This is a genomic window from Acidisphaera sp. L21, assembly GCF_009765685.1.
Lineage (GTDB): Bacteria > Pseudomonadota > Alphaproteobacteria > Acetobacterales > Acetobacteraceae > LMUY01.
In genome coordinates, this window is record NZ_LMUY01000092.1 from 1 (window position 1) to 19,040 (window position 19,040).

The 19,040-nt window shown below is 66.7% G+C and carries 21 protein-coding genes and 1 pseudogene; 13 read left to right on the forward strand and 9 right to left on the reverse strand.

The genetic code is table 11. The features are described 5' to 3' along the window. The 4 genes and pseudogenes from GSQ76_RS18350 to GSQ76_RS18365 all read right to left on the reverse strand — a co-directional run. Positions 1 to 302 (reverse strand): annotated as a pseudogene (locus GSQ76_RS18350) (2-isopropylmalate synthase); the annotation flags it as partial. Between the two features lie 202 nt (positions 303 to 504). After that, on the reverse strand, positions 505 to 1,527 hold the full coding sequence (locus tag GSQ76_RS18355) for a hypothetical protein (protein ID WP_158745592.1): 1,023 nt from the start codon (positions 1,525 to 1,527) through the stop codon (positions 505 to 507). 18 nt (positions 1,528 to 1,545) lie between these two features. Then, positions 1,546 to 2,013 carry a CreA family protein gene (locus GSQ76_RS18360; protein ID WP_158745593.1) on the reverse strand — a complete coding sequence of 156 codons (468 nt, stop codon included), beginning with the start codon at positions 2,011 to 2,013 and terminating at the stop codon, positions 1,546 to 1,548. A gap of 10 nt (positions 2,014 to 2,023) precedes the next feature. Beyond that, on the reverse strand, positions 2,024 to 3,274 hold the full coding sequence (locus GSQ76_RS18365; protein WP_158745594.1) for a Zn-dependent hydrolase: 1,251 nt from the start codon (positions 3,272 to 3,274) through the stop codon (positions 2,024 to 2,026). Between the two features lie 63 nt (positions 3,275 to 3,337). Here GSQ76_RS18365 and GSQ76_RS18370 point away from each other — a divergent pair, with 63 nt between their 5' ends. After that, positions 3,338 to 3,772, forward strand: a complete 435-nt coding sequence (locus tag GSQ76_RS18370) for a hypothetical protein (RefSeq protein ID WP_158745595.1) — start codon at positions 3,338 to 3,340, stop codon at positions 3,770 to 3,772. Here GSQ76_RS18370 and serB read toward each other — a convergent pair. Continuing rightward, complete coding sequence (gene serB, locus GSQ76_RS18375; RefSeq protein ID WP_158745596.1) at positions 3,769 to 4,647, reverse strand: phosphoserine phosphatase SerB; 879 nt, start codon at positions 4,645 to 4,647, stop codon at positions 3,769 to 3,771. The two genes, GSQ76_RS18370 and serB, sit on opposite strands and share 4 nt — an antisense overlap. A gap of 12 nt (positions 4,648 to 4,659) precedes the next feature. On the opposite strand from serB, the gene miaA reads away from it, so the two are divergent. The 7 genes from miaA (at position 4,660) to GSQ76_RS18410 (ending at position 13,362) form a co-directional block, all read left to right on the forward strand. After that, positions 4,660 to 5,646, forward strand: a complete 987-nt coding sequence (miaA, locus tag GSQ76_RS18380) for a tRNA (adenosine(37)-N6)-dimethylallyltransferase MiaA (RefSeq protein WP_158745597.1) — start codon at positions 4,660 to 4,662, stop codon at positions 5,644 to 5,646. A 31-nt stretch (positions 5,647 to 5,677) separates the two neighbouring features. Beyond that, complete coding sequence (locus tag GSQ76_RS18385; RefSeq protein WP_158745598.1) at positions 5,678 to 7,459, forward strand: acetolactate synthase 3 large subunit; 1,782 nt, start codon at positions 5,678 to 5,680, stop codon at positions 7,457 to 7,459. Further along, positions 7,460 to 7,969 (forward strand): acetolactate synthase small subunit, encoded by a 510-nt coding sequence (gene ilvN, locus GSQ76_RS18390; protein WP_158745599.1) that lies wholly within the window; start codon positions 7,460 to 7,462, stop codon positions 7,967 to 7,969. A gap of 42 nt (positions 7,970 to 8,011) precedes the next feature. Next, positions 8,012 to 9,040 carry a ketol-acid reductoisomerase gene (ilvC, locus tag GSQ76_RS18395; RefSeq protein ID WP_335904914.1) on the forward strand — a complete coding sequence of 343 codons (1,029 nt, stop codon included), beginning with the start codon at positions 8,012 to 8,014 and terminating at the stop codon, positions 9,038 to 9,040. Positions 9,041 to 9,147: 107 nt separating this feature from the next. Further along, on the forward strand, positions 9,148 to 11,082 hold the full coding sequence (locus GSQ76_RS18400; protein ID WP_158745601.1) for a transketolase-like TK C-terminal-containing protein: 1,935 nt from the start codon (positions 9,148 to 9,150) through the stop codon (positions 11,080 to 11,082). A 65-nt stretch (positions 11,083 to 11,147) separates the two neighbouring features. After that, positions 11,148 to 12,167: a type I glyceraldehyde-3-phosphate dehydrogenase gene (gene gap / locus GSQ76_RS18405; protein ID WP_158745602.1), complete on the forward strand. Its 1,020-nt coding sequence runs from the start codon at positions 11,148 to 11,150 to the stop codon at positions 12,165 to 12,167. A 1-nt stretch (position 12,168) separates the two neighbouring features. After that, positions 12,169 to 13,362: a phosphoglycerate kinase gene (locus GSQ76_RS18410; protein WP_158745603.1), complete on the forward strand. Its 1,194-nt coding sequence runs from the start codon at positions 12,169 to 12,171 to the stop codon at positions 13,360 to 13,362. A 48-nt stretch (positions 13,363 to 13,410) separates the two neighbouring features. Here GSQ76_RS18410 and GSQ76_RS18415 read toward each other — a convergent pair whose 3' ends face one another. Then, entirely contained in the window at positions 13,411 to 13,647 is a 237-nt protein-coding gene (locus tag GSQ76_RS18415; protein ID WP_158745604.1) for a hypothetical protein, read from the reverse strand. 58 nt (positions 13,648 to 13,705) lie between these two features. Here GSQ76_RS18415 and GSQ76_RS18420 point away from each other — a divergent pair, with 58 nt between their 5' ends. From GSQ76_RS18420 to GSQ76_RS18440, 5 genes are read left to right on the forward strand one after another with little or no spacing between them, the layout of a single operon-like run. After that, positions 13,706 to 14,254, forward strand: coding sequence for an NUDIX domain-containing protein (locus tag GSQ76_RS18420; protein WP_158745605.1), 549 nt, complete (start codon positions 13,706 to 13,708; stop codon positions 14,252 to 14,254). Continuing rightward, entirely contained in the window at positions 14,251 to 14,586 is a 336-nt protein-coding gene (locus GSQ76_RS18425; protein ID WP_158745606.1) for a hypothetical protein, read from the forward strand. The genes GSQ76_RS18420 and GSQ76_RS18425 overlap by 4 nt, the downstream gene beginning before the upstream one ends. A 3-nt stretch (positions 14,587 to 14,589) precedes the next feature. After that, positions 14,590 to 14,928 carry a CidA/LrgA family protein gene (locus GSQ76_RS18430; protein ID WP_158745607.1) on the forward strand — a complete coding sequence of 113 codons (339 nt, stop codon included), beginning with the start codon at positions 14,590 to 14,592 and terminating at the stop codon, positions 14,926 to 14,928. After that, positions 14,925 to 15,638, forward strand: a complete 714-nt coding sequence (locus GSQ76_RS18435; RefSeq protein ID WP_158745608.1) for an LrgB family protein — start codon at positions 14,925 to 14,927, stop codon at positions 15,636 to 15,638. Before GSQ76_RS18430 ends, GSQ76_RS18435 begins: the two co-directional genes overlap by 4 nt. Next, a complete protein-coding gene (locus tag GSQ76_RS18440) occupies positions 15,635 to 16,354 on the forward strand; it encodes a DUF2161 family putative PD-(D/E)XK-type phosphodiesterase (RefSeq protein WP_158745609.1) in 720 nt (239 codons plus the stop codon). Before GSQ76_RS18435 ends, GSQ76_RS18440 begins: the two co-directional genes overlap by 4 nt. On the opposite strand, the gene ftsY is transcribed toward GSQ76_RS18440, so the two are convergent. From ftsY to GSQ76_RS18455, 3 genes are all read right to left on the reverse strand, one after another. Beyond that, positions 16,289 to 17,224, reverse strand: a complete 936-nt coding sequence (gene ftsY, locus GSQ76_RS18445; protein ID WP_158745610.1) for a signal recognition particle-docking protein FtsY — start codon at positions 17,222 to 17,224, stop codon at positions 16,289 to 16,291. The genes GSQ76_RS18440 and ftsY overlap by 66 nt on opposite strands. Then, positions 17,224 to 18,423, reverse strand: coding sequence for a MiaB/RimO family radical SAM methylthiotransferase (locus tag GSQ76_RS18450; RefSeq protein ID WP_408836882.1), 1,200 nt, complete (start codon positions 18,421 to 18,423; stop codon positions 17,224 to 17,226). The genes ftsY and GSQ76_RS18450 overlap by 1 nt, the downstream gene beginning before the upstream one ends. Continuing rightward, on the reverse strand, positions 18,420 to 19,040 hold a 621-nt coding region (locus GSQ76_RS18455), incomplete at its 5' end, for a hypothetical protein (RefSeq protein ID WP_158745612.1). The genes GSQ76_RS18450 and GSQ76_RS18455, both read right to left, overlap by 4 nt.

Sequence of the window (19,040 nt, forward strand, 5' to 3'; positions counted from 1 at the left end):
CTGCGCACGGCCTCGGCGGCGCGGAGGATGTCGGCACGGCCCGTGCGGGCCAGACCGGCGATGACGGGGCCGCGGACCTGGTCGGCAATCAGCTTCACGCTGTCAAAGTCACCAGTAGAGGCGATGGGGAACCCGGCCTCGATCACGTCGACGCCTAGATCGGACAGCGCCTCCGCCATGCGCAGCTTTTCGTGCAGGTTCATGGAGAAGCCAGGCGATTGCTCGCCATCGCGCAGGGTGGTGTCGAAAATGATGACCCGGTCGGGGGCCAGATCACCAAAATTCGGGTGCGGAATGGTCATGTAGGGCGGTCCTCATCGGGCGATTGACTTTGCAAACGGCTTCCTCAGGTCCCCCTGAGCGTGGCCGGCGCAGATCAGCCCGGCGGAGCGCTCAGGGGCGAGGAAGTCGAAGAAGAAGCCCGAACAGACGCGCCCGGTCCTGCGCGGGGGCGCAAGCACGGGCGATCAGGAAGGGCGACGGGCAATACATTCTACGGGAAGCCTACGGGGAGGCAGAGCGTCGTGGCAAGGCCGCATCTGTAATCAGGCTTGCTGCAAGCGCAAGGCTGGCTTGCGAGCCTGCGTCCAGGGCGAGCGCGCCGGCATCGTGATAAACCACCACGATCGCGTCCGGGTGGAAGCCATGCAGCAACGGCGCGATCAGGCCGGGCGGCTCGGATAGGGCCACATTCATCTGCAGCAGCCAAACGGCGCCAGCGTATTCCGTAAAATCACCGGCAATCTCGTCCCCAAAACTGTCGGCGATCACCAGGATGCGTTGCGGCCCGGTGCGGGAGAACTGGACGAGCGAGGGCGGTAACGGCGGTCTGCAGCGGGTACTGTCGCACTGCTCCACCCCGACAGCGCGCAGATTGGGCGTGCCGATCCTGTCGTGGACGCCCAAGCCGGGATCGAAGCCATTCAGGTCGGAGGACCGGTTGTCCGGGCGCAGGGGGATATTGGTGATCCGGTCCAGGCCCATGAGGTCCGACACCTGCTCGGCGACCCGCAATGGACCCTCGCCCGCCCAGTGGAAATGGTGGCGGGGCAGAACGTCGAATCGGAGCTTCAGCGTCTGCATAAAACCCACTGGGTAGTCGACGGCCGGATTATTCAGCGCTGCGACCAGGCGATCGGCTGCCGGGTCGGTGCAAGGCGTACCGGCTGGCAGGTCTTCGGGGTAGATCCGCGGTGCAGTCGGGACGATCAGGAACTTGAAGGGCAACCCGGTAGCCTTGCCGGCAGCCAGGATCGGCTGGATCAGGGCCGCGGAGTTCGCAATGTCTGCCGCCCCCACCCGGGTGCCGCAGACATCCGCGATGAGCGAGCCGGGCGGATTACCGGGGTGGTTGCCCAGGAACAGCCTGTCATTGCGGCCCACCACGATGGGCGGCGGCACAAAGCCGGTGATCCGGTAGCGCAGCCACGCCTCTGCCCGTTGCAGCGGGGGCGGCCAGACCAGAACCAGCGCCAGCAACAGAACCAGCGCCGATGGAAGTATGAAAACGAAAGGATTGCGGAACACGAGAGAGATTTCGGCGCGTCAGCTCGGATCGATGGCCACGGCAGTGATGCTGTTATAGGGGCTGCCACCCTTGCTGAGCGCCTGGGTGGACCATACGAGGTAGATCAGCACGTTGCGCTCGCGGTCGATCATACGGCTGACCCGGATTTCCTTGAACGCCCAGTTGGCCGCGGTGCCGAACACCACCTCATTGTCCGGCAGCTTGCCCTGGACGACCGGGTGACCGGTGGCCCGGCAGGCGATGGAGAACCGGCTGGGGTCCGTCGCCAGGCCGAACGAGCCAGCGATGCCGCCGGTTTCGGCGCGGGAGACATAGCAACTCACGTTCTGCACCTTCGGGTCGTCGTAGCGATCCACGACAATCCTGTCGTTCTTACCCAACACGCGGAACGTCGTGCTGACGTCGCCGATCCGCGCCGTCGTCGGGTCGGCGGCCAGGGCCGGAACAGCAATCAGTGCCAGGCATAAGGCGAGAACGGTTTTCATGCCGGGGTGCTTAGACCACCCGGTTCGCCCGGGCCAGCACGACCTGCAACAGCACCTGGCAGCCGGCTTCGGCCTGGTTCGGCTCGATGTGCTCCGCTTCGTTATGGGACAGGCCGTCGCGGCACGGGGTGAAGATCATGGCACTGGGTACGTGCTGCGCCACGAAGATCGCGTCGTGTCCGGCGCCGGACACGATCTCCCGCGCGGTGTATCCCAACCGTGCCGCAGCCTCCCGCACCAGGGCGACGCACGCTGGATCGAACGGTTGAGCGGGCAGACGAACGCGCTCGGTCAATTCCAGCGTCACCTCCGAGTCGCGGGCGACGAATCCGGCGTCGCGGGGGAACTGGGCGGCGATGCGGCCAAGTTCAGCTTGGTCCGGGTGCCGGAATTCGACGGAAAACCGCACTTCGCCGGGCACCACGTTCCGGCTGTTCGGCAGAACGAATAGTTGTCCCACCGTGCCGCGGCCGTCCTCGCCGCGGGCGCGCATGGTGCGATCCACCAAGTCGATGATGCGGGCGGCCCCCACCAGCGCGTCCTTACGCAGGCTGGGCGGCGTGGTGCCGGCATGGCTGTCCTGTCCGTTCACCACAGCGTCATACCAAACCTGGGCCTGTCCCCCGGTGACGATGCCGATCTGCTTGTTCTCCCGCTCCAGAATCGGCCCCTGCTCGATATGCAGTTCGAAATAGCTGTCGGCGGGGAAACGCGAGGCCGGTTCGGTGCCGCGATACCCGGTCGAGTCCAGCGCCTGCCCCAGGCTCATGCCCTCCGTATCCAGCAGCGCTTCAGTCGCCGCCTGGTCGAACACGCCCGCCCACACGCCAGACCCCATCATCGCCTTGCCGAATCGGGAGCCCTCCTCGTCGGTCCAGTTCACCAGCTCGACGGGCGCCTCGGTTTGGATGCCGGTTTCGTTCAGGGTGCGCATGACCTCCAACCCAGCGATCACGCCCAGCGCGCCGTCGAACTTTCCGCCGCTGGGTTGGCTGTCGAGGTGGCTGCCGAACAGCACCGGCGGCCGAGACGGATCGCGCCCCTCCCGCCTTGCGAACATGTTGCCCATGGCGTCCGTGCGTACCGTCAGCCCTGCCTCCTGGCACCAACCGCGGAACCGGTCACGGCCGGCTTTGTCGACGGGGCCGAGTGCAAGGCGGCGGACGCCGCCCTTCTCTGTCGCGCCGATCTCCGCCATCGCCATCAGGCTGTCCCACAAGCGACGGCCGTCGATGCGCTGATTGCTGGCGGGGTTAGACATGCAGTGTCTCCGATCTGGGTTGGGCCATCTTGCCCGGGTGCTGGTTTGATGCAACTTGGCGGCATGGCCCTTACCCGCTCCGCCGCCTCGTTGCTTTCCGTCCTAGTATTGGTGGGGGGCTGCACGCTCATCGACCAGCGGACGTTCAACCCGCATGCTGGTGAGCGGCCGAAGATCGCGCAGCCTGCGCAGGCGGTGGCGCCCGCCCTGGTGACGGTGGATTACGGCACGCCCGACCCGCAATATGCCGGCGCGCTGCACCAGGCGGTGACCGACGCCGTGGCGCGTAAGCCAGACGTGCAGTTCGACGTGGTGACGGTGGTGCCCGCCATCGGCACACCGGCCAACCAGGTAGCGGCCGCGACCGGTATTACGGCCAATGCGCGCGAAATCGCACGGGCCATCAGCGCGGACGGGGTGGATGACGACAGAATCCACCTCGAAGCACGCGCGGTGTCCGGCGCGACCTCTCGCCAGGTGCAGGTGTTCGTCCACTAGGCGTCTTCGGCGAAGGCGCTTGCCGGGTAGCCCTGGGCGAACAGAAGCGCCCGCAAGTCGGCATGGTCGACGCGATGCCGGGCGGTAGCTGCGACGATCGGCTTGGCGTGATAGGCGACGCCCATGCCAGCGGCCATCACCATGGCCATGTCATTCGCGCCGTCGCCGACCGCGAGAGTGGAGCGCAACCGCAGGCCGCGCGTGGTCGCCAGTTCTTCCAACGTCGCCAGCTTTGCATCGCGATCCAGGATTGGTTCGCCAACGACGCCCGTTAGCGCCGTGCCATCATCCTCCAGCGTGTTCGCACGGTGGATGTCGAAGCCGCAGAGTTCGGCGACCCGGCCAGTGAAAAAGGTGAAGCCGCCGGACACCAGCGCCGTCGTCGCGTTATGGGCGCGCATGGTGGCCACCAACGTCTTGGCGCCGGGCGTCAGTTGGACGCCGGTCCACGTTTGTTCCAGCGCCGCCAGATCCAGGCCACGAAGCAGCGCCACACGCTCCCGCAAGGCATCGGCGAAATCGACCTCGCCGTTCATGGAGCGTTTGGTGATCTCCGCCACCCGCTCGCCTACCCCGGCGATGACCGCCAATTCGTCCAGCGTCTCGCCGGTGACGATGGTGCTGTCCATGTCGGCAATCAGCAGGCCCTTCCGGCGTCCGCGGTTCTGCATCACCATCGCGTCCACCGCCTCTGCGCCCAGGGCGGCGCGCACGGCGTGCATGTCGGGCTGGCGGGGGCATGGGATGTCGACCGCCTCGCCGGGTGAGAGGACGAGCGGGGTGCCCCCGGACACCACATCCCGCACCCGGCCGATCGTGGCGGGTTGCAGTGTGGTGGAGGCTCGGGCAGCGACCAAAGTCAGAATATGCGGCATGATGGGGCCGCAATGGCACCATCGGACGGCGTGAACAAGGATCGTGTGCACAACACCGGGCGTCGCCGCGCGATCATCGTCGCCGGGCCGACCTGCAGCGGAAAGTCTGCGCTGGCGCTTCATTTGGCGCTGCGGTTCGGCGGCACGGTGGTGAATGCCGACTCCATGCAGATCTACCGCGAGTTGCGGATACTGACGGCACGGCCCACCGAGGCAGAGGAAGCATTGGCCCCGCATCGCCTCTACGGCGTGCGCCCGGCGGCCGAGGCTGGCAGCGTGGCGTGGTGGCGGAATGCGGCGCTGGAGGTGATGGACCAGGCAGCCTTGCCGATCCTATGCGGCGGCACCGGCATGTATCTGCGGGCGCTGACCGCCGGTTTGGCTGACGTTCCCCCTCCCGGTGAGGCCGCACGGCATGAAGCCCGGTCGCTGCTGGCTGCCGAGGGATCGGAAGCGCTGCACGCGCGCCTTCTCGAAGCCGATGCTGATACCGCAGCGACGCTGCGCCCCAGTGATGGCCAGCGCCTGGCCCGGGCTTGGGAGGTTTGGCGCGGCACCGGTCGGGGCCTGGCGTTCTGGCTGCGCACCAGTCCCATCCCGGCGGATTATGAATTCCGCGTCATCCTGCTCGATCCGCCGCGCCATGCACTGCGTGCCAGCATCGCCGCAAGATTTGGCACCATGCTGGCACAAGGTGCGATGGCAGAGGTGGAGCAGTTGGTGGCGCAGGGGCTCGATCCCGCCCTCCCCGCGATGCGCGCCCATGGGGTTCCAGAGCTAACGGCGGTGTTTCGGGGCGAGACCTCGCTAGCCGAGGCGGAGCGGTGCGCGGTGCTGGCGACAGGGCAATACACCCGACGCCAAGCCACCTGGTTCCGGCATCAGCTTCTCGTGACACCAGAGCGTCAGGACACAATCAATGCGCGATGGGAGGGTCCGGAGCAACTTTCGGAAAGGTGGATGGCAGGTATGCAGAATTTTCTATGGGGTTCTAATTGACCATCCATTGTTGGCCCCGTAGACCGATCCAATGATGCAGCACAGCACGACTAGCCGCTCCGGTGCCGAGATCCTCTTGCAAGCCCTGAAGGACCAGGGCGTAGAGGTCGTATTCGGCTATCCCGGTGGCGCGGTACTGCCAATCTACGATGCGATCTTCAACCAGAACGCGATCCGCCACATCCTAGTTCGGCATGAACAGGCGGCAGTCCACGCCGCCGAGGGCTATGCGCGGTCGACCGGCAAGGTGGGCGTCGTTTTGGTGACCAGCGGACCAGGTGCCACAAATGCCGTCACCGGGTTGGTCGACGCGCTGATGGACAGCATTCCGCTGGTTTGCCTCACTGGCCAGGTGCCGACGCATTTGATCGGCAATGATGCGTTCCAAGAGGCTGATACGACGGGGATTACCCGCCAGGCGACGAAGCACAATTATCTGGTCAAGCGCAGTGAAGACCTGGCGCGCGTCGTGCACGAGGCATTCGCCATTGCCGCCGGTGGCCGCCCCGGTCCGGTCGTGATCGACCTACCGAAAGACATCCTGATCGCCCCGGCGCCCTACAACCCGCCGTCGGAGGACCTCCACCGCTCCTATCGTCCGCGCCTGGATCCGGACCCGGCGCAGATCCGCAAGGCCGTGGCGCTGCTGAAGGCGGCCAAGCGCCCGGTGGTCTATAGCGGCGGTGGCGTGATCAACGCCGGGCCTGAGGCAACGGTGGCGTTGCGCGAGTTGGTCCGGCTGATGCGGGCGCCATGCACCTCTACGCTCATGGGGCTCGGCGCCTACCCGGCATCCGATCCGCAATTCTTGGGCATGCTGGGGATGCACGGCACGGTCGAGGCGAACCTGGTCATGCATGGCTGCGACGTCATGCTGAACGTCGGCGCCCGGTTCGATGACCGGGTGACGGGGCGGCTGAACGCTTTCGCACCGCATGCGAAGAAGATCCACTGCGATATCGATCCCTCCTCCATCAACAAGAACGTCGCGGTCGATGTTCCCGTGGTGGGAGACGCCGGCCGCATCCTGCGCGCGATGATCGCCGCCTGGAAGGAAGACAGCCAGGAGCAGGATCGTGCGGCCATCACTGCCTGGTGGCGCCAGATCGACCAGTGGCGCGAGGGCGATTGCCTCAGCTACGACCAGGACATGTCGCCGGACGCGGTCATCAAGCCGCAGCACGCCATCCGCCGGCTGCATGCCGCCTGTGCCGGGCGCAACACGTTCATCTCGACCGAAGTCGGTCAGCACCAAATGTGGGCGGCCCAGCATTTCGGGTTCGAGGAGCCGAACCACTGGATGACCTCCGGCGGGCTGGGCACAATGGGTTACGGCCTGCCTGCGGCGATGGGCGTGCAGGTGGCCTATCCGGACGCGCTTTGCATCGATATCGCAGGCGAGGCCTCTATCCTGATGAATATCCAGGAAATGGCGACGCTGGCGCAGTATCGACTGCCGGTTAAGGTGTTCATCCTCAACAACCAATACATGGGCATGGTGCGCCAGTGGCAGGAGCTGCTGCATGGCGGCCGCTACTCCGAAAGCTACAGCGAGGCCCTGCCCGATTTCGTCAAGCTGGCGGAGGCATTCCACGGCACGGGCTTACGCGCGACCAAGCTCGGCGAGCTGGACGACGTGATCGCCCGGATGTTGGCGACGGATGGCCCGGTGATCGCCGATATCTGCGTCGACGAGAAAGAGAACTGCTACCCGATGATCCCCTCGGGTGCTGCGCATAACGAGATGATCCTGGGCCCGGGCGGTGAAGCGCGCGCTGCCGGGCTGACGGATGCCGGGCTGATGTTGGTCTAAATGGAACCCAGCGCGATCCAATCGGCCACAATCTCCGTCCTGGTCGAGAATGAGGCCGGCGTGCTGGCCCGTGTCATCGGCCTGTTCAGCGGCCGCGGCTACAATATCGACAGCCTGACCGTGGCCCCGGTCGACGATGACCGCGGTCGTAGCCGGATCAACGTCGTCACCTCCGGCACGGAGATGGTGATTGCGCAGATCAAGGCGCAGCTTGACCGGCTGGTGCCCGTCTACAAAGTCGCCGACCTCACCCGCGAAGGCCCCCACATCGCGCGCGAACTGGCGCTGATCAAGGTGATCAGCACTGGGGAGGAGCGGAGCGAGAGCCTACGCATTGCCGAGGCGTTCCGCGCCCGGGTGATCGACGCGACGGTCGGCAGCTTCGTGTTCGAAATGACCGGCGGGACGGACAAGATCGACGCCTTTCTTGCGCTGATGCGGCCACTAGGCCTGGCAGAAGTATCCCGCAGCGGCGTGGCCGCGATTTCACGGGGAACCAACATCCTCTAGCGATCTGCTTGAGAATGCAGCTTTAAGCGATACCACAGGAGACTGAGTCCAATGCGCGTTTACTACGATCGCGATGCCGACGTGAACCTGATCAAGGGCAAGAAGGTCGCGATCATCGGCTTCGGCAGCCAGGGCCATGCCCACGCCCAGAACCTGCATGATTCCGGCGTGACCAACGTCATCGTCGGGCTGCGTGCCGGGTCGGCGGGTGTGAAGAAGGCCGAGGCGGTGGGCCTGACCGTCATGGACCCGGCCGAGGCCGCCAAGCAGGCGGACGTCGTGATGGTGCTGACTCCAGACGAGAGTCAGGGCGACCTGTACCGCGAGAAGCTGGCCCCAAACATGAAGCCCGGCGCCGCGCTCGCCTTCGCGCATGGCCTTAACGTGCATTTCAACCTGCTGGACCCGCGCGAAGACATCGACGTGTTCATGATCGCGCCGAAGGGCCCCGGGCATACCGTGCGGTCCGAATATCAGCGTGGCGGCGGCGTTCCCTGCCTGGTGGCGGTGTCGCAGGACCCATCCGGCAACGCGCTGGAGATTGCGCTGTCCTACGCCAGCGCAATCGGCGGCGGCCGCGCCGGCATCATCGAGACGACGTTCAAAGAAGAGTGCGAGACCGACCTGTTCGGCGAGCAGGTCGTGCTGTGCGGCGGCCTGGTCGAACTGATCAAGGGCGGGTTCGAGACGCTGGTCGAGGCCGGGTATGCGCCGGAAATGGCGTATTTCGAGTGCCTTCACGAGGTCAAGCTCATCGTGGATCTGATCTACGAGGGCGGCATCGCCAATATGAACTACTCGATCAGCAACACCGCCGAATACGGCGAGTATGTCACCGGGCCACGGATCATCACGTCGGAAACCAAAGCGGAGATGAAGCGCGTGCTGACGGACATCCAGTCCGGCCGCTTCGCCCGTGACTGGATGCTGGAGAACAAGGTGAACCAGTCCAGCTTCAAGGCGACGCGCCGCCGCATGGCGGAGCACCCGATCGAGCAGGTTGGCGAGACGCTGCGCGGCATGATGCCGTGGATCAAGCAGAACGCACTGGTCGACAAGGCGAAGAACTGAGCGATCGGCGCCCTCCGCCGGCTCGGCAGGGGCGCAACGAAGATGGGGGGCGCAGGCTTGCCGCGCCCTTCCCGTCGCTATAAACCGCCCGGAATGCAGGAGAGCGCATGACGTGGTTGGCTGATCCCGTCACCCTCATACCAACCCCGAACGCATCGCTCGCCGAGACCACGGAGCGGAGCATGGCGGACGCCCTGCGCACCGTCGCCTTGTCGATGGCGCACAAGGCGCAGGGGAACGACGCCGGGCTGGCTGAGGTTGGGCTGGCCGTCGGCATGGCCGATGCCGCTACCGTGCTCTGGTCCGGGTTTCACCGGTTCGACTCTGCCGACCCGCATTGGCCGGATCGGGACCGTTTCGTGCTCTCGCCGGGCTACGGCGCGCCGCTGCTCTACGCGCTGCTGCATCTGACCGAGCACGATGGGATGGACGCGGCGACGCTGACCACACATCGCGAGATCGATAGTTCCGCCGCCGGGCACCCGGATTTCAAGTTACACCCCGCCATCGAGGCGACGACCGGCCCGTTGGGCCAGGGCCTCGGCATGGCCGTCGGCATGGCGCTGGCGGAACGGCTGCTTGCGGCGCGGTTCGGCAAGAGCCTGGTGGACCACCGAACCTGGGTCATCGCCACACTGGGCGATCTGATGGAGGGTGTGAGCCACGAGGCCGCTAGCCTGGCCGGGCATCTGCGGCTGGAAAAGCTGGTGGTGCTGCTGGAGGACGACACGGGGTGCGAGGATTATTCCAGCGCCCTCGCCGGCCCGGATGATGCGCTGCGTCGGTTTGCGGCGCTGGGCTGGGCAACCCGCACGCTGGATGCGCATGACCCGGTAGCCCTTGCCTCCGCCCTGTCGCTATCGGCCCGGTCCCGCAAACCGACGTTGATCGCCTGCCGCACCGCTTTGGGCAGGGGCTGGATTGGCCGCCCTGTCGACCCCGGGGCGGCAAAGCGCTGGGCGGATGTTGGGCACGGCGGCACGTCTGCCCGGCGGGCCTGGCTAAAGCGGCTGACCCACCACCCCCAGCGGGCTGAGTTCGAGCGGGTGATGGCCGGGCGGCTGCCGGAGGGGTGGGCAGACTCGCTGGCGGCGTTCAAGGCATCGCTGCCCTCCGACCGGCGCCCGGCCAGCACTCGCGATTCGGCCGAGCGGTTGCTGGAAACGCTGGCGCCAAGCTTCCCCGAATTGGTGGGCGGACAAACCGAACTCGGCCCCGCTAGCGGGCTGCCGGTGCGACCGGGCAGCTTCTCCGGCCGGCAGGTGCATTATGGGCCGCGCGAGCACGGCATGGCGGCGTGCCTGAACGGGTTGGCGCTTCATGGCGGCCTGCTGCCCTATGCCATAGCCCCATTGGCCGCGACGGACAGCATGCGCCCGGCGCTGCGTTTGTCGGCGATGATGGGGCTGCGGGCGATCCACGTCGCCACGCATGACAGCATCGGGCTGGGTGCGGCCGGTGCGGCATACCAGCCGGTGGAGCAACTTGCCGGGCTGCGCGCCATTCCAAACCTTCTGGTCCTGCGCCCCGCCGATTCGATCGAAGCCGCAGAGTGCTGCGAATTGGCGGTACGCCGCACCGAGGGCCCGACCATGCTGGTCCTGTCGGAACAGCCATTGCCGACGATCCGCTTCGACGCCGGCGAAAATCGCTCCGCCCGTGGCGCCTATGTGCTGGCGGAGGCGAACGGCCCACGCGCGGCAACGCTGGTCGCCACCGGCAGCGAAGTGGCGCTGGCGCTGGCGGCACGCGAGCGATTGGGGGCGGAGGGCATCGCTGTCGCAGTGGTGTCGATGCCCGCCTGGGGCCTGTTTGCGCGCGCGGAGCCGGCGACCCGAGCCGCCGTGCTGGGCAGCGCACCGCGCTTCGGGATCGAAGCCGCCTGCGGCTTCGGGTGGGAACGTTGGCTGGGGGAGGACGGCGTATTCCTGGGCCTGTCCAGCTTCGGCGCATCCGGCCCGGCGGAGGCATTGTTCCGCCACTTCAACTTGACGCCGGAGAGCGTGGCAATTGCGGTAAAACGCCGGCTGACCCGCCCCTAGAGGGGTGGCCGCGCAAGCGTTCCGTCGTTAAATGACGTCCATCTAAATCTAGGGAGTGCTGAGACATGGCCGTCAAGGTCGCCATCAACGGGTTCGGGCGCATTGGTCGCCTAGTTTTGCGCGCGATCGTCGAGAGCGGCCGCACCGACGTCGTCCCCGTCGCGATCAACGACCTCGGCAGTGTGGAGGCCAACGCCCACCTCTTCCGCTACGACAGCGTCCACGGCCGCTTCCCCGGCACGGTCACGGTCGATGGCGACACCATCACCATCCAGCACAACGGCCGCACGTACGGCCCGATCAAGGTCTCCGCCGAGCGTGATCCGTCCAAGGTGCCCTACCAGGGCGTCGACGTGGCGATGGAATGCACCGGGCTGTTCACCAAGAAAGAGGACGCGGCCAAGCTCATCGCCGCCGGCGCCCGCAAGGTGCTGATTTCGGCCCCCGCCGATGGCGTGGATGCGACGATCGTGTTCGGCGTGAACCAGTCGGTGATCACCAAAGATATGACGGTGATCTCCAATGCCTCCTGCACCACCAACTGCCTCGTGCCGATGGTGAAGGTGCTGCACACCCAATTCGGCGTGCTGCGCGGCTACATGGTCACCATCCACTCGTACACCGGCGACCAGAAGACGGTGGACACGCTGCACAAGGACCTGCACCGCGCCCGCGCCGCCGCCGTGTCGATGATCCCGACCTCCACCGGCGCCGCCAAGGCCGTCGGCCTGGTCCTGCCGGAGCTGAAGGGCAAGCTGGACGGCACGTCGATCCGCGTGCCGACGCCGAATGTCAGCCTTGTGTCGCTGGATGCCAACCTGGCCAAGCCCGCCAGCGTCGAGGAGATCAATGCCGCGTTCAAGGCAGCGGCGGCCGAGGGCCCGCTGAAGGGCATTCTGGACTATAGCACCGCCAAGCTGGTCAGCACGGACTTCAACCATGTCGACTTCTCCTGCTCGTTCGATGCGACGCAGACCGCTTCGCTGGATGGCGGCCAGATGGTCCGCATCGCCGGCTGGTATGACAACGAGTGGGGTTTCAGCTCGCGCATGAGCGACACGGCCGCGCTGTTCGGCAGCCTGTAGGATGGTGCACCGCACCCTGGATGGTGTGGATGTGAAGGGAAAGCGCGTCCTCGTGCGCGCCGACCTGAACGTCCCGGTGCGCGACGGCCGCATCACCGACCTTACCCGGATCGAACGCCTGTCCCCGACAATTCGCGAGTTGGCCGAAGGCGGGGCGAAGGTGATCGTGTTCAGCCATTTCGACCGGCCGAAGGGCAAGAGGGTGCCGCATATGTCGCTGGCGCCGATGGCCGTGGCACTCGCCGAGGTCCTGGGCAAGCCGGTGCGCTTTGCCGAGGACAGCACCGGTGCTGTCGCCCATGCTGCGGTCGATGCCATGGCGCCGGGTGACGTGCTGATGCTGGAGAACACCCGCTACCACCCTGGTGAGGAAGAGAACGACCCCGCGCTTGCCAAGGAATTCGCTGCCTTGGCGGAAATTTTCGTCCACGACGCGTTTTCGGCTGCACATCGAGCCCATGCCAGTACCGAAGGCGTCGGTCGGCTGTTGCCGGCCCACGCTGGCCGGCTGATGCAGGCAGAACTGGAAGCGCTGGATTCTGCGCTGGGTAACCCGGTGCATCCGGTGGCCGCGATCGTCGGTGGATCGAAGGTGTCCACCAAGCTGGAATTGCTGGGCAATTTGGTCAGCAAGGTCGACGTGCTGGTGATCGGCGGCGCCATGGCCAACACCTTCCTTGCGGCCAAGGGCGTGGCGATCGGCAAGTCGCTGCAGGAGGCGGAGATGCACGTCACCGCCCGCGCCATCCTGGCCCGTGCAGAGGAAACCGGCTGCGAGATCGTCCTCCCGCTCGATGCCGTCGTCGCCACCGAGTTCAAGGCGAACCCAACCACTCACACCGTCTCGGTCGCCGAGATCCCCGATGGCAGCATGATGTTGGATGTCGGGCCCGAAACGGTCGCCGACCTGAAGCGGCGGCTGGTGGAATGGAAGACCTTGGTGTGGAACGGCCCGCTCGGCGCGTTCGAGACCCCGCCCTTCGACGCCGCCACCGTAGCCCTGGCGCATGCGGTGGCCGAGGCGACCGAGACCGGCACGTTGCGCAGCGTGGCTGGCGGCGGCGACACCGTGTCCGCCCTGCGCCATGCCGGGGTGATGGAGCGGCTGACCTATGTATCCTCCGCTGGCGGCGCCTTCCTGGAGTGGCTGGAAGGCAAGACGCTGCCTGGGGTTGCGGTGTTGATGACGGCTTAGATCTTCGGCGAAATCCGCGCTTCTTACCGGCGCAGATTTCATCGCGGATTAACCATGGGTCGCTACAGTCCGGCCCATGATCTCGCCCAGCAGCCTCTCGGCGTTCACGCCGTCGATCCAGTCGCCCAGTTCGGCCACGCGCGTCGCGGCTTCGACTGCGGCCCGTGCGGACACCCAGACCCAGGTGCAGAAGCCGCTGCAGGCGTCGCCCCAGGGCGCCACACCGTCCCGCGCCACGCCTCGCGGGTCGTTGCTGGACCTGTCAGTGTAACTTCGGCGCACCATTTTAAGAATTCATTCGTAGGGGCTTGATCCCGAGGGTTGGTGTCGCCACGGTTGCGACATGCCTGACTTCGTCCGCACCGTCCCGGCCGGCGATAACAGAGAGCGGCAGGTCTGCTCTACCTGTCAGTACGTTGCGTACGAAAATCCCAAGATCGTCGTCGGCTCCGTCGTCGTCGAAGACGGCCGCGTCCTGCTGTGCCGCCGCGCGATCGAGCCGCGATCTGGCTTTTGGACCCTGCCCGCCGGCTATATGGAAATGCACGAAACCACCGCCGAGGGCGCCCGGCGTGAGGCGCTGGAGGAAGCCGGGGCCGATATCGAGCTCGAAGGCGTTCTCGCCCTCTACGATGTCAGTCGGATCGGCCAGGTCCAGGTCATGTATAAGGCCCGGTTCGCCACGCCCGGTATCGAGGCGGGCGAGGAAAGCCTGGAGGTTCGGATGTTCGGCTGGGATGAGATCCCGTGGGACGACTTGGCCTTCCCCACGGTGCGGTGGGCGTTGAACGCCTGGCGGGACCTCGGCTCCGCGCCCTTGGGCGCGCCAGCCGGCAACCCGGTCGACGATCGCCGGGGCACGCGCCGGATTGACGCGGTGCCGGCGCTATGACGCGGTTTCTCCTACTTCCGATGGCGCTGCTGCTGGCAGGTGCCGGTATCACGCCGACCACGCCGATGCCGGAGTTTTCGCTCTCGACCCGCGGCGGGCCGCCGGCACTGCCGCCACCACCGCCCGGTTTCACCGCAGCCCCAACCCCAGATGCAGACGCATTCGCGCCCGTGGCCCGGGCGTCCAAGGACGCATCGGTCGGGCCTGGCATCTTCAACCGGCGTGACCAATATCGTGGCGAGGGCCTGTCGGCCAATTCGTCGGCCCAGATCGAGCAGGACCGCCGCGTCATGCCCGGCGCCGGCCTCAAGCTCAGTATGCCACTGCAGTAACGCGTGCTTCGTGCTCTCACGGTTCTCGTGCTCTGCCAGTTCGCTGGCGAGGTCATCGCGCGCGGCCTAGGCCTTCCCTTGCCCGGGCCGGTGATCGGGTTGCTGATTCTGCTGGCGATCCTGGTCGTGCGGCATGGGCCGGACGAGGATCTGCGCACGACGTCCACCGGTTTGCTGCGGCATCTGTCGCTGCTGTTCGTGCCCGCCGGGGTCGGCATTGTCACCCAGTTGGACGCATTGGAGCGGGATTGGCTGCCGATTCTGGTCGCCATCCTCGTATCCACGGCGCTCGGGTTGGTGGTGACCGGCTGGCTGATGCAGAAGCTGGACAGGTCGGGATGACTGGCGTGAGCCAGCTTTGGGTCTATCTGCAGACCACGCCACTGCTTGGCCTCGCGGCAACGCTCATCGCGTGGGAGGTCGCGGTATTCGCCAGCCGGGTTGCGCGCGGGCACGTGCTGGCGAACCCGATGCTAATCAGCATCGTGCTGCTGTCGTCGCTACTGCTGCTGACGCACACGCCCTACCGCGCCTATTTCGAGGGCGGCCAATACGTGCAGTTTCTCCTTGGCCCGGCGACGGTGGCGCTGGCTGTGCCGATGTATTTCAATCTCGGCCGCATCCGCCGCGCCGCGCCGGCGATCTTGCCGGCGCTGGTTGCCGGCTCCCTGGTGGCGGCGCTGAGCGCAATGCTGATCGCGCGTGGGCTGGGGGCGTCGCGAACCGTGGTGTTGTCGCTGGCGCCGAAATCGGTGACGACGCCGATCGCGATGGGCATTGCCGAGCAGATCGGCGGCTCGCCCTCCCTGGCCGCCGTGTTCGTGCTCCTGACGGGGCTCACCGCGGTGGTCATTGGCCCGGGTATCCTGCGGTTCACGCGCGTGCGGGATTGGCGGGCGCGTGGTTTGGCGGCTGGCACGGCCGGGCACGGGCTGGCCACGGCACGCATCCTGCTGCTGGATGAAACCGCTGGCGCATTTGGCGGACTGGCCATTGGTCTGAACGGGATCTTCACCGCCATTCTGGTCCCGTTTCTGGCGACGCTGTTTTGAGCGAGACCCGCCTCTACGCGGCGGTGAAGGCGTTCCTGGAGGCCCAGGGTTTCAGCGCCAAGGGCGAGATCCATGGCTGCGACGTCGTGGCCATTCGCCCTGGCGAGCCGCCCATACTGGTAATCTGCGAGCTGAAGATGGGCTTCAATCTGGAACTGGTGTTGCAGGCGGCGGACCGCATGGCGATGGCCGATGCCGTCTGGCTCGCCGTGCCCCGCACCCGGCGTGGGCGGGACCGGGATCGCCGCGTGGTGAAGCTGTGCCGGCTAATCGGGCTGGGCCTGCTGACGGTCGGCGAGAACGGCATCGTCGAGGTGCTGGCCGAGCCGGAGCCCTACCGCCCGCGCGACAACAAGAAGCGGCGTGCCCGGCTGATCCGTGAGCACACCCGCCGCCGGGGCGACCCGACGCCCGGCGGCTCGGTCCGGCGCCAGATCATGACGGCCTACCGGCAGAATGCGCTGGCCTGCGCCGACGCGTTGCGCGATGGCGAGGCGAGCACCCGGGTCCTGAGGGCTGTGATACCAGACGCGCCGGGCATCCTACTGCGCAACGTGTATGGCTGGTTCGAACGCGTCAGTCGCGGCGTCTATCGACTCACGCCCTCCGGGCAGCTTGCTGCCACCGGCAGCGATACCGTTCCGCCGGTGCTACTGGCTTTGGCCGACGTTGCCGACCAGGCCGCGGGCAAAATCCATCGCGGCAAAGGGCCGTAGGTCACCCGCCTGCTCGCCCACGCCGACGGCATGCACCGGTAGACCGTAGTCCTCCGCCAGGGCGACGACGATGCCACCGCGGGCGCTGCCGTCCAGCTTGGTGACGATCAGGCCGGTCACGTCCACCATCTCCTTGAACACGCGGACCTGCTCCAGCGCGTTGTGCCCGGTGGTGGCGTCCAGCACCAGCAGCACGGAATGCGGCGCCGTCGGGTCCTGTTTGCGCATGACGCGGATGATCTTGGCCAACTCCTCCATCAGGGCAGATTTGTTGTGCAGGCGGCCGGCGGTGTCGATCAGCAACACGTCGGCACCATCCGCCCGCGCCTTGGTCATCGCGTCGAAGGCGAGCCCGGCGGCGTCCGAATTCGGCGGGCCGGAGATCACGGGCGCACCGGTGCGGTCGCCCCAGACCTGCAATTGCTCCACCGCAGCGGCGCGGAAGGTATCACCGGCGACCAGAACCGGGCGCAGCCCCTCCTCCCGGTATTGCAGCGCCAGTTTGCCGATGGTCGTGGTCTTGCCATTGCCATTGACGCCAACCACCAGGATCACGTGCGGCTTCAGGCTTCGATTGATAATCAGCGGCTTGGCGACCGGTTCGAGGATCTTGGCGATCTCCTCCGCCAGCGCGTCCTTGATCTCCTGGTCGGTGACGCTGCGGCCGAACCGGCTCTTACGAAAGTTCTCCACGATATCGGAGGCGGCGGCCGGGCCAAGGTCGGCGCCGAGCAGCAATTCCTCCAACTCCTCCAACGCCGCATCGTCCAGCGTGCGCTTGACGAAGGCGGCGGTGATGCCGCTGGTCAACTTCTCGGTCGAGCGGGTGAGCCCGGCCTTGAGCTTGTTGAAGAACCCGCCCAGCGCCATTAGGCGGCCTCCGCCTGCAAGCCATACGCATCCGCCGCGATCACCCGGGCCTGTAGCAACGCGCCGGGTTCGGCATTCAGGCGGACGGGGGTGAAATGCTGGGTGTGGCCGCGCCCGCCGCGCTCCGCCAACACGCTGACGGTGGCGCCGAGTTGGGCACGATGGAACGCAGCCGCGTGGCCGGCCGCGATGCTGCGTAGCCGAGCCGCCCGTTCGCGCCGCACCGGCACCGGCACCGCGGGCATGCGGGCGGCGGGCGTGCCGGGTCGCTCGCTATAGGGGAAGACGTGTACGTAGGGGATGGCGGCCTGTTCCAGAAATTGCTCGGTGTCTTCGGCCAGTACGTCGCTCTCGGTTGGGAAGCCGGCGATCAGGTCTGCCCCGATCGCGAGACCCGGCCGCAACTGACGCGCGCGGGCAATCGTCTCCAAAGCAGCGTCGCTGGTGTGGCGACGGCGCATCCGCTTCAACACCAGGTCGGATCCGGATTGCAACGACAGATGCAAATGCGGCATCAGCCGCGGCTCATCGGCCAACAAATCCCATAGCGGCGCGTCGATCGTCGCCGGGTCGAGCGAGGACAGGCGTAGGCGCGCGAGGTCCGGCACGTCGCGCAGGATGGTGGCTGCCAGCCGGCCGATCCCATCGGCATGGCTGGCGATGTCGACCCCGGTCAGCACGACCTCTTGCACGCCGGCGGCGACCAGTGCGGCGACTTGTGCCACGGCCTCCATAGCAGGGACGCTGCGGTTGGGGCCGCGGCCGAACGGAATGGTGCAGAAGGTGCAGCGATGGTCACACCCGGCCTGCACCTGCACGAAGCCACGGGTATGGCTCGCAAACCCATTCAGGGACGGCAAGGGAGCGGTGGCATCGATCGGGCTTACCCGGCTGGCGGCATGTGCCCAATTCTCGGGTCGCAGCTTGTCCGCATTGCCTAGAACTCGGCTGACCCCCGGCAGAGCCTGCCAACGCGCGGGATCTAGTTGAACGGCGCACCCCGTGACGACGATCTGCGCGCCGGGCTGCTCCCGCACGACGCGACGGATGGCCTGGCGGCCCTGGCGCTCCGCCTCCGCCGTGACGGCGCAGGTGTTGATGACGACGGTGCCCTCACTCGCGTTCAACATGCCGCGGATCGCTTCGCTTTCCACCAGGTTCAGGCGGCAGCCGAAGGTGAGGACACTGTCCTGCATCAGCCGCGCTTGGTCGGATTGGTCGCGCTAAGCTGCAAGCCCTTCGCGTTCGGCGTGAAGGTGATCGTGATGCTGTAGGTTTGGCCGCAGGCAAACAGCATCCAGTTCTCCCGCCAGGCGCGGTTCGGACGGCCGTTCTGGATCTCGGCAATCGGCAGGCCGGTGTAGCCGTCGAACTGCGTGTTGGTGAACACCTGCTGCCGGCATCCCGGCTGCATCGCGGTCATGTAGCGGATGGCGACGGCCTGGGCGTATCCCAGCGCGTTCTTCTGCGTCGCAGGGTCGGCGCGCGTGTCGCCGGGCATGGTCGGGATGCGGGACGGCGCGCCGCCGGGCTGCAGCACAGTCAGGATGTTCAACCGGATCGGGGCGTTGCATCCGGTCACGTCCACTCGCTCGTTCCACACACCGCCGCTGAGCGTGCCATCGGGCTCGAACTCGGCGGGCGCGTAGACGATCAATTCCCCAGTGGGCTTGAACTTCGCGGCGGCACAATTCTCCGGCAATTGCTTCAACTGCGCCCGGGCGGCGGCGACGATGGCATCCTGCCAGGCGGATTGCTGGACCAGCGTGGTCAGGCTTGGCGTGCGCACCTTGGAGGTTTGCAGGTCCGGGGACAT

What these genes read in the sequence shown, in the direction of transcription:
- GSQ76_RS18360 (WP_158745593.1), bottom strand. Translation starts at nt 2,013, where the DNA reads ATGAAAACCGTTCTCGCCTTATGCCTGGCACTGATTGCTGTTCCGGCC.
- GSQ76_RS18365 (WP_158745594.1), bottom strand. Translation starts at nt 3,274, where the DNA reads ATGTCTAACCCCGCCAGCAATCAGCGCATCGACGGCCGTCGCTTGTGG.
- GSQ76_RS18370 (WP_158745595.1), top strand. Translation starts at nt 3,338, where the DNA reads ATGGCCCTTACCCGCTCCGCCGCCTCGTTGCTTTCCGTCCTAGTATTG.
- serB (WP_158745596.1), bottom strand. Translation starts at nt 4,647, where the DNA reads ATGCCGCATATTCTGACTTTGGTCGCTGCCCGAGCCTCCACCACACTG.
- miaA (WP_158745597.1), top strand. Translation starts at nt 4,660, where the DNA reads ATGGCACCATCGGACGGCGTGAACAAGGATCGTGTGCACAACACCGGG.
- GSQ76_RS18385 (WP_158745598.1), top strand. Translation starts at nt 5,678, where the DNA reads ATGATGCAGCACAGCACGACTAGCCGCTCCGGTGCCGAGATCCTCTTG.
- ilvN (WP_158745599.1), top strand. Translation starts at nt 7,460, where the DNA reads ATGGAACCCAGCGCGATCCAATCGGCCACAATCTCCGTCCTGGTCGAG.
- GSQ76_RS18400 (WP_158745601.1), top strand. Translation starts at nt 9,148, where the DNA reads ATGACGTGGTTGGCTGATCCCGTCACCCTCATACCAACCCCGAACGCA.
- gap (WP_158745602.1), top strand. Translation starts at nt 11,148, where the DNA reads ATGGCCGTCAAGGTCGCCATCAACGGGTTCGGGCGCATTGGTCGCCTA.
- GSQ76_RS18410 (WP_158745603.1), top strand. Translation starts at nt 12,169, where the DNA reads ATGGTGCACCGCACCCTGGATGGTGTGGATGTGAAGGGAAAGCGCGTC.
- GSQ76_RS18415 (WP_158745604.1), bottom strand. Translation starts at nt 13,647, where the DNA reads ATGGTGCGCCGAAGTTACACTGACAGGTCCAGCAACGACCCGCGAGGC.
- GSQ76_RS18420 (WP_158745605.1), top strand. Translation starts at nt 13,706, where the DNA reads ATGCCTGACTTCGTCCGCACCGTCCCGGCCGGCGATAACAGAGAGCGG.
- GSQ76_RS18425 (WP_158745606.1), top strand. Translation starts at nt 14,251, where the DNA reads ATGACGCGGTTTCTCCTACTTCCGATGGCGCTGCTGCTGGCAGGTGCC.
- GSQ76_RS18435 (WP_158745608.1), top strand. Translation starts at nt 14,925, where the DNA reads ATGACTGGCGTGAGCCAGCTTTGGGTCTATCTGCAGACCACGCCACTG.
- ftsY (WP_158745610.1), bottom strand. Translation starts at nt 17,224, where the DNA reads ATGGCGCTGGGCGGGTTCTTCAACAAGCTCAAGGCCGGGCTCACCCGC.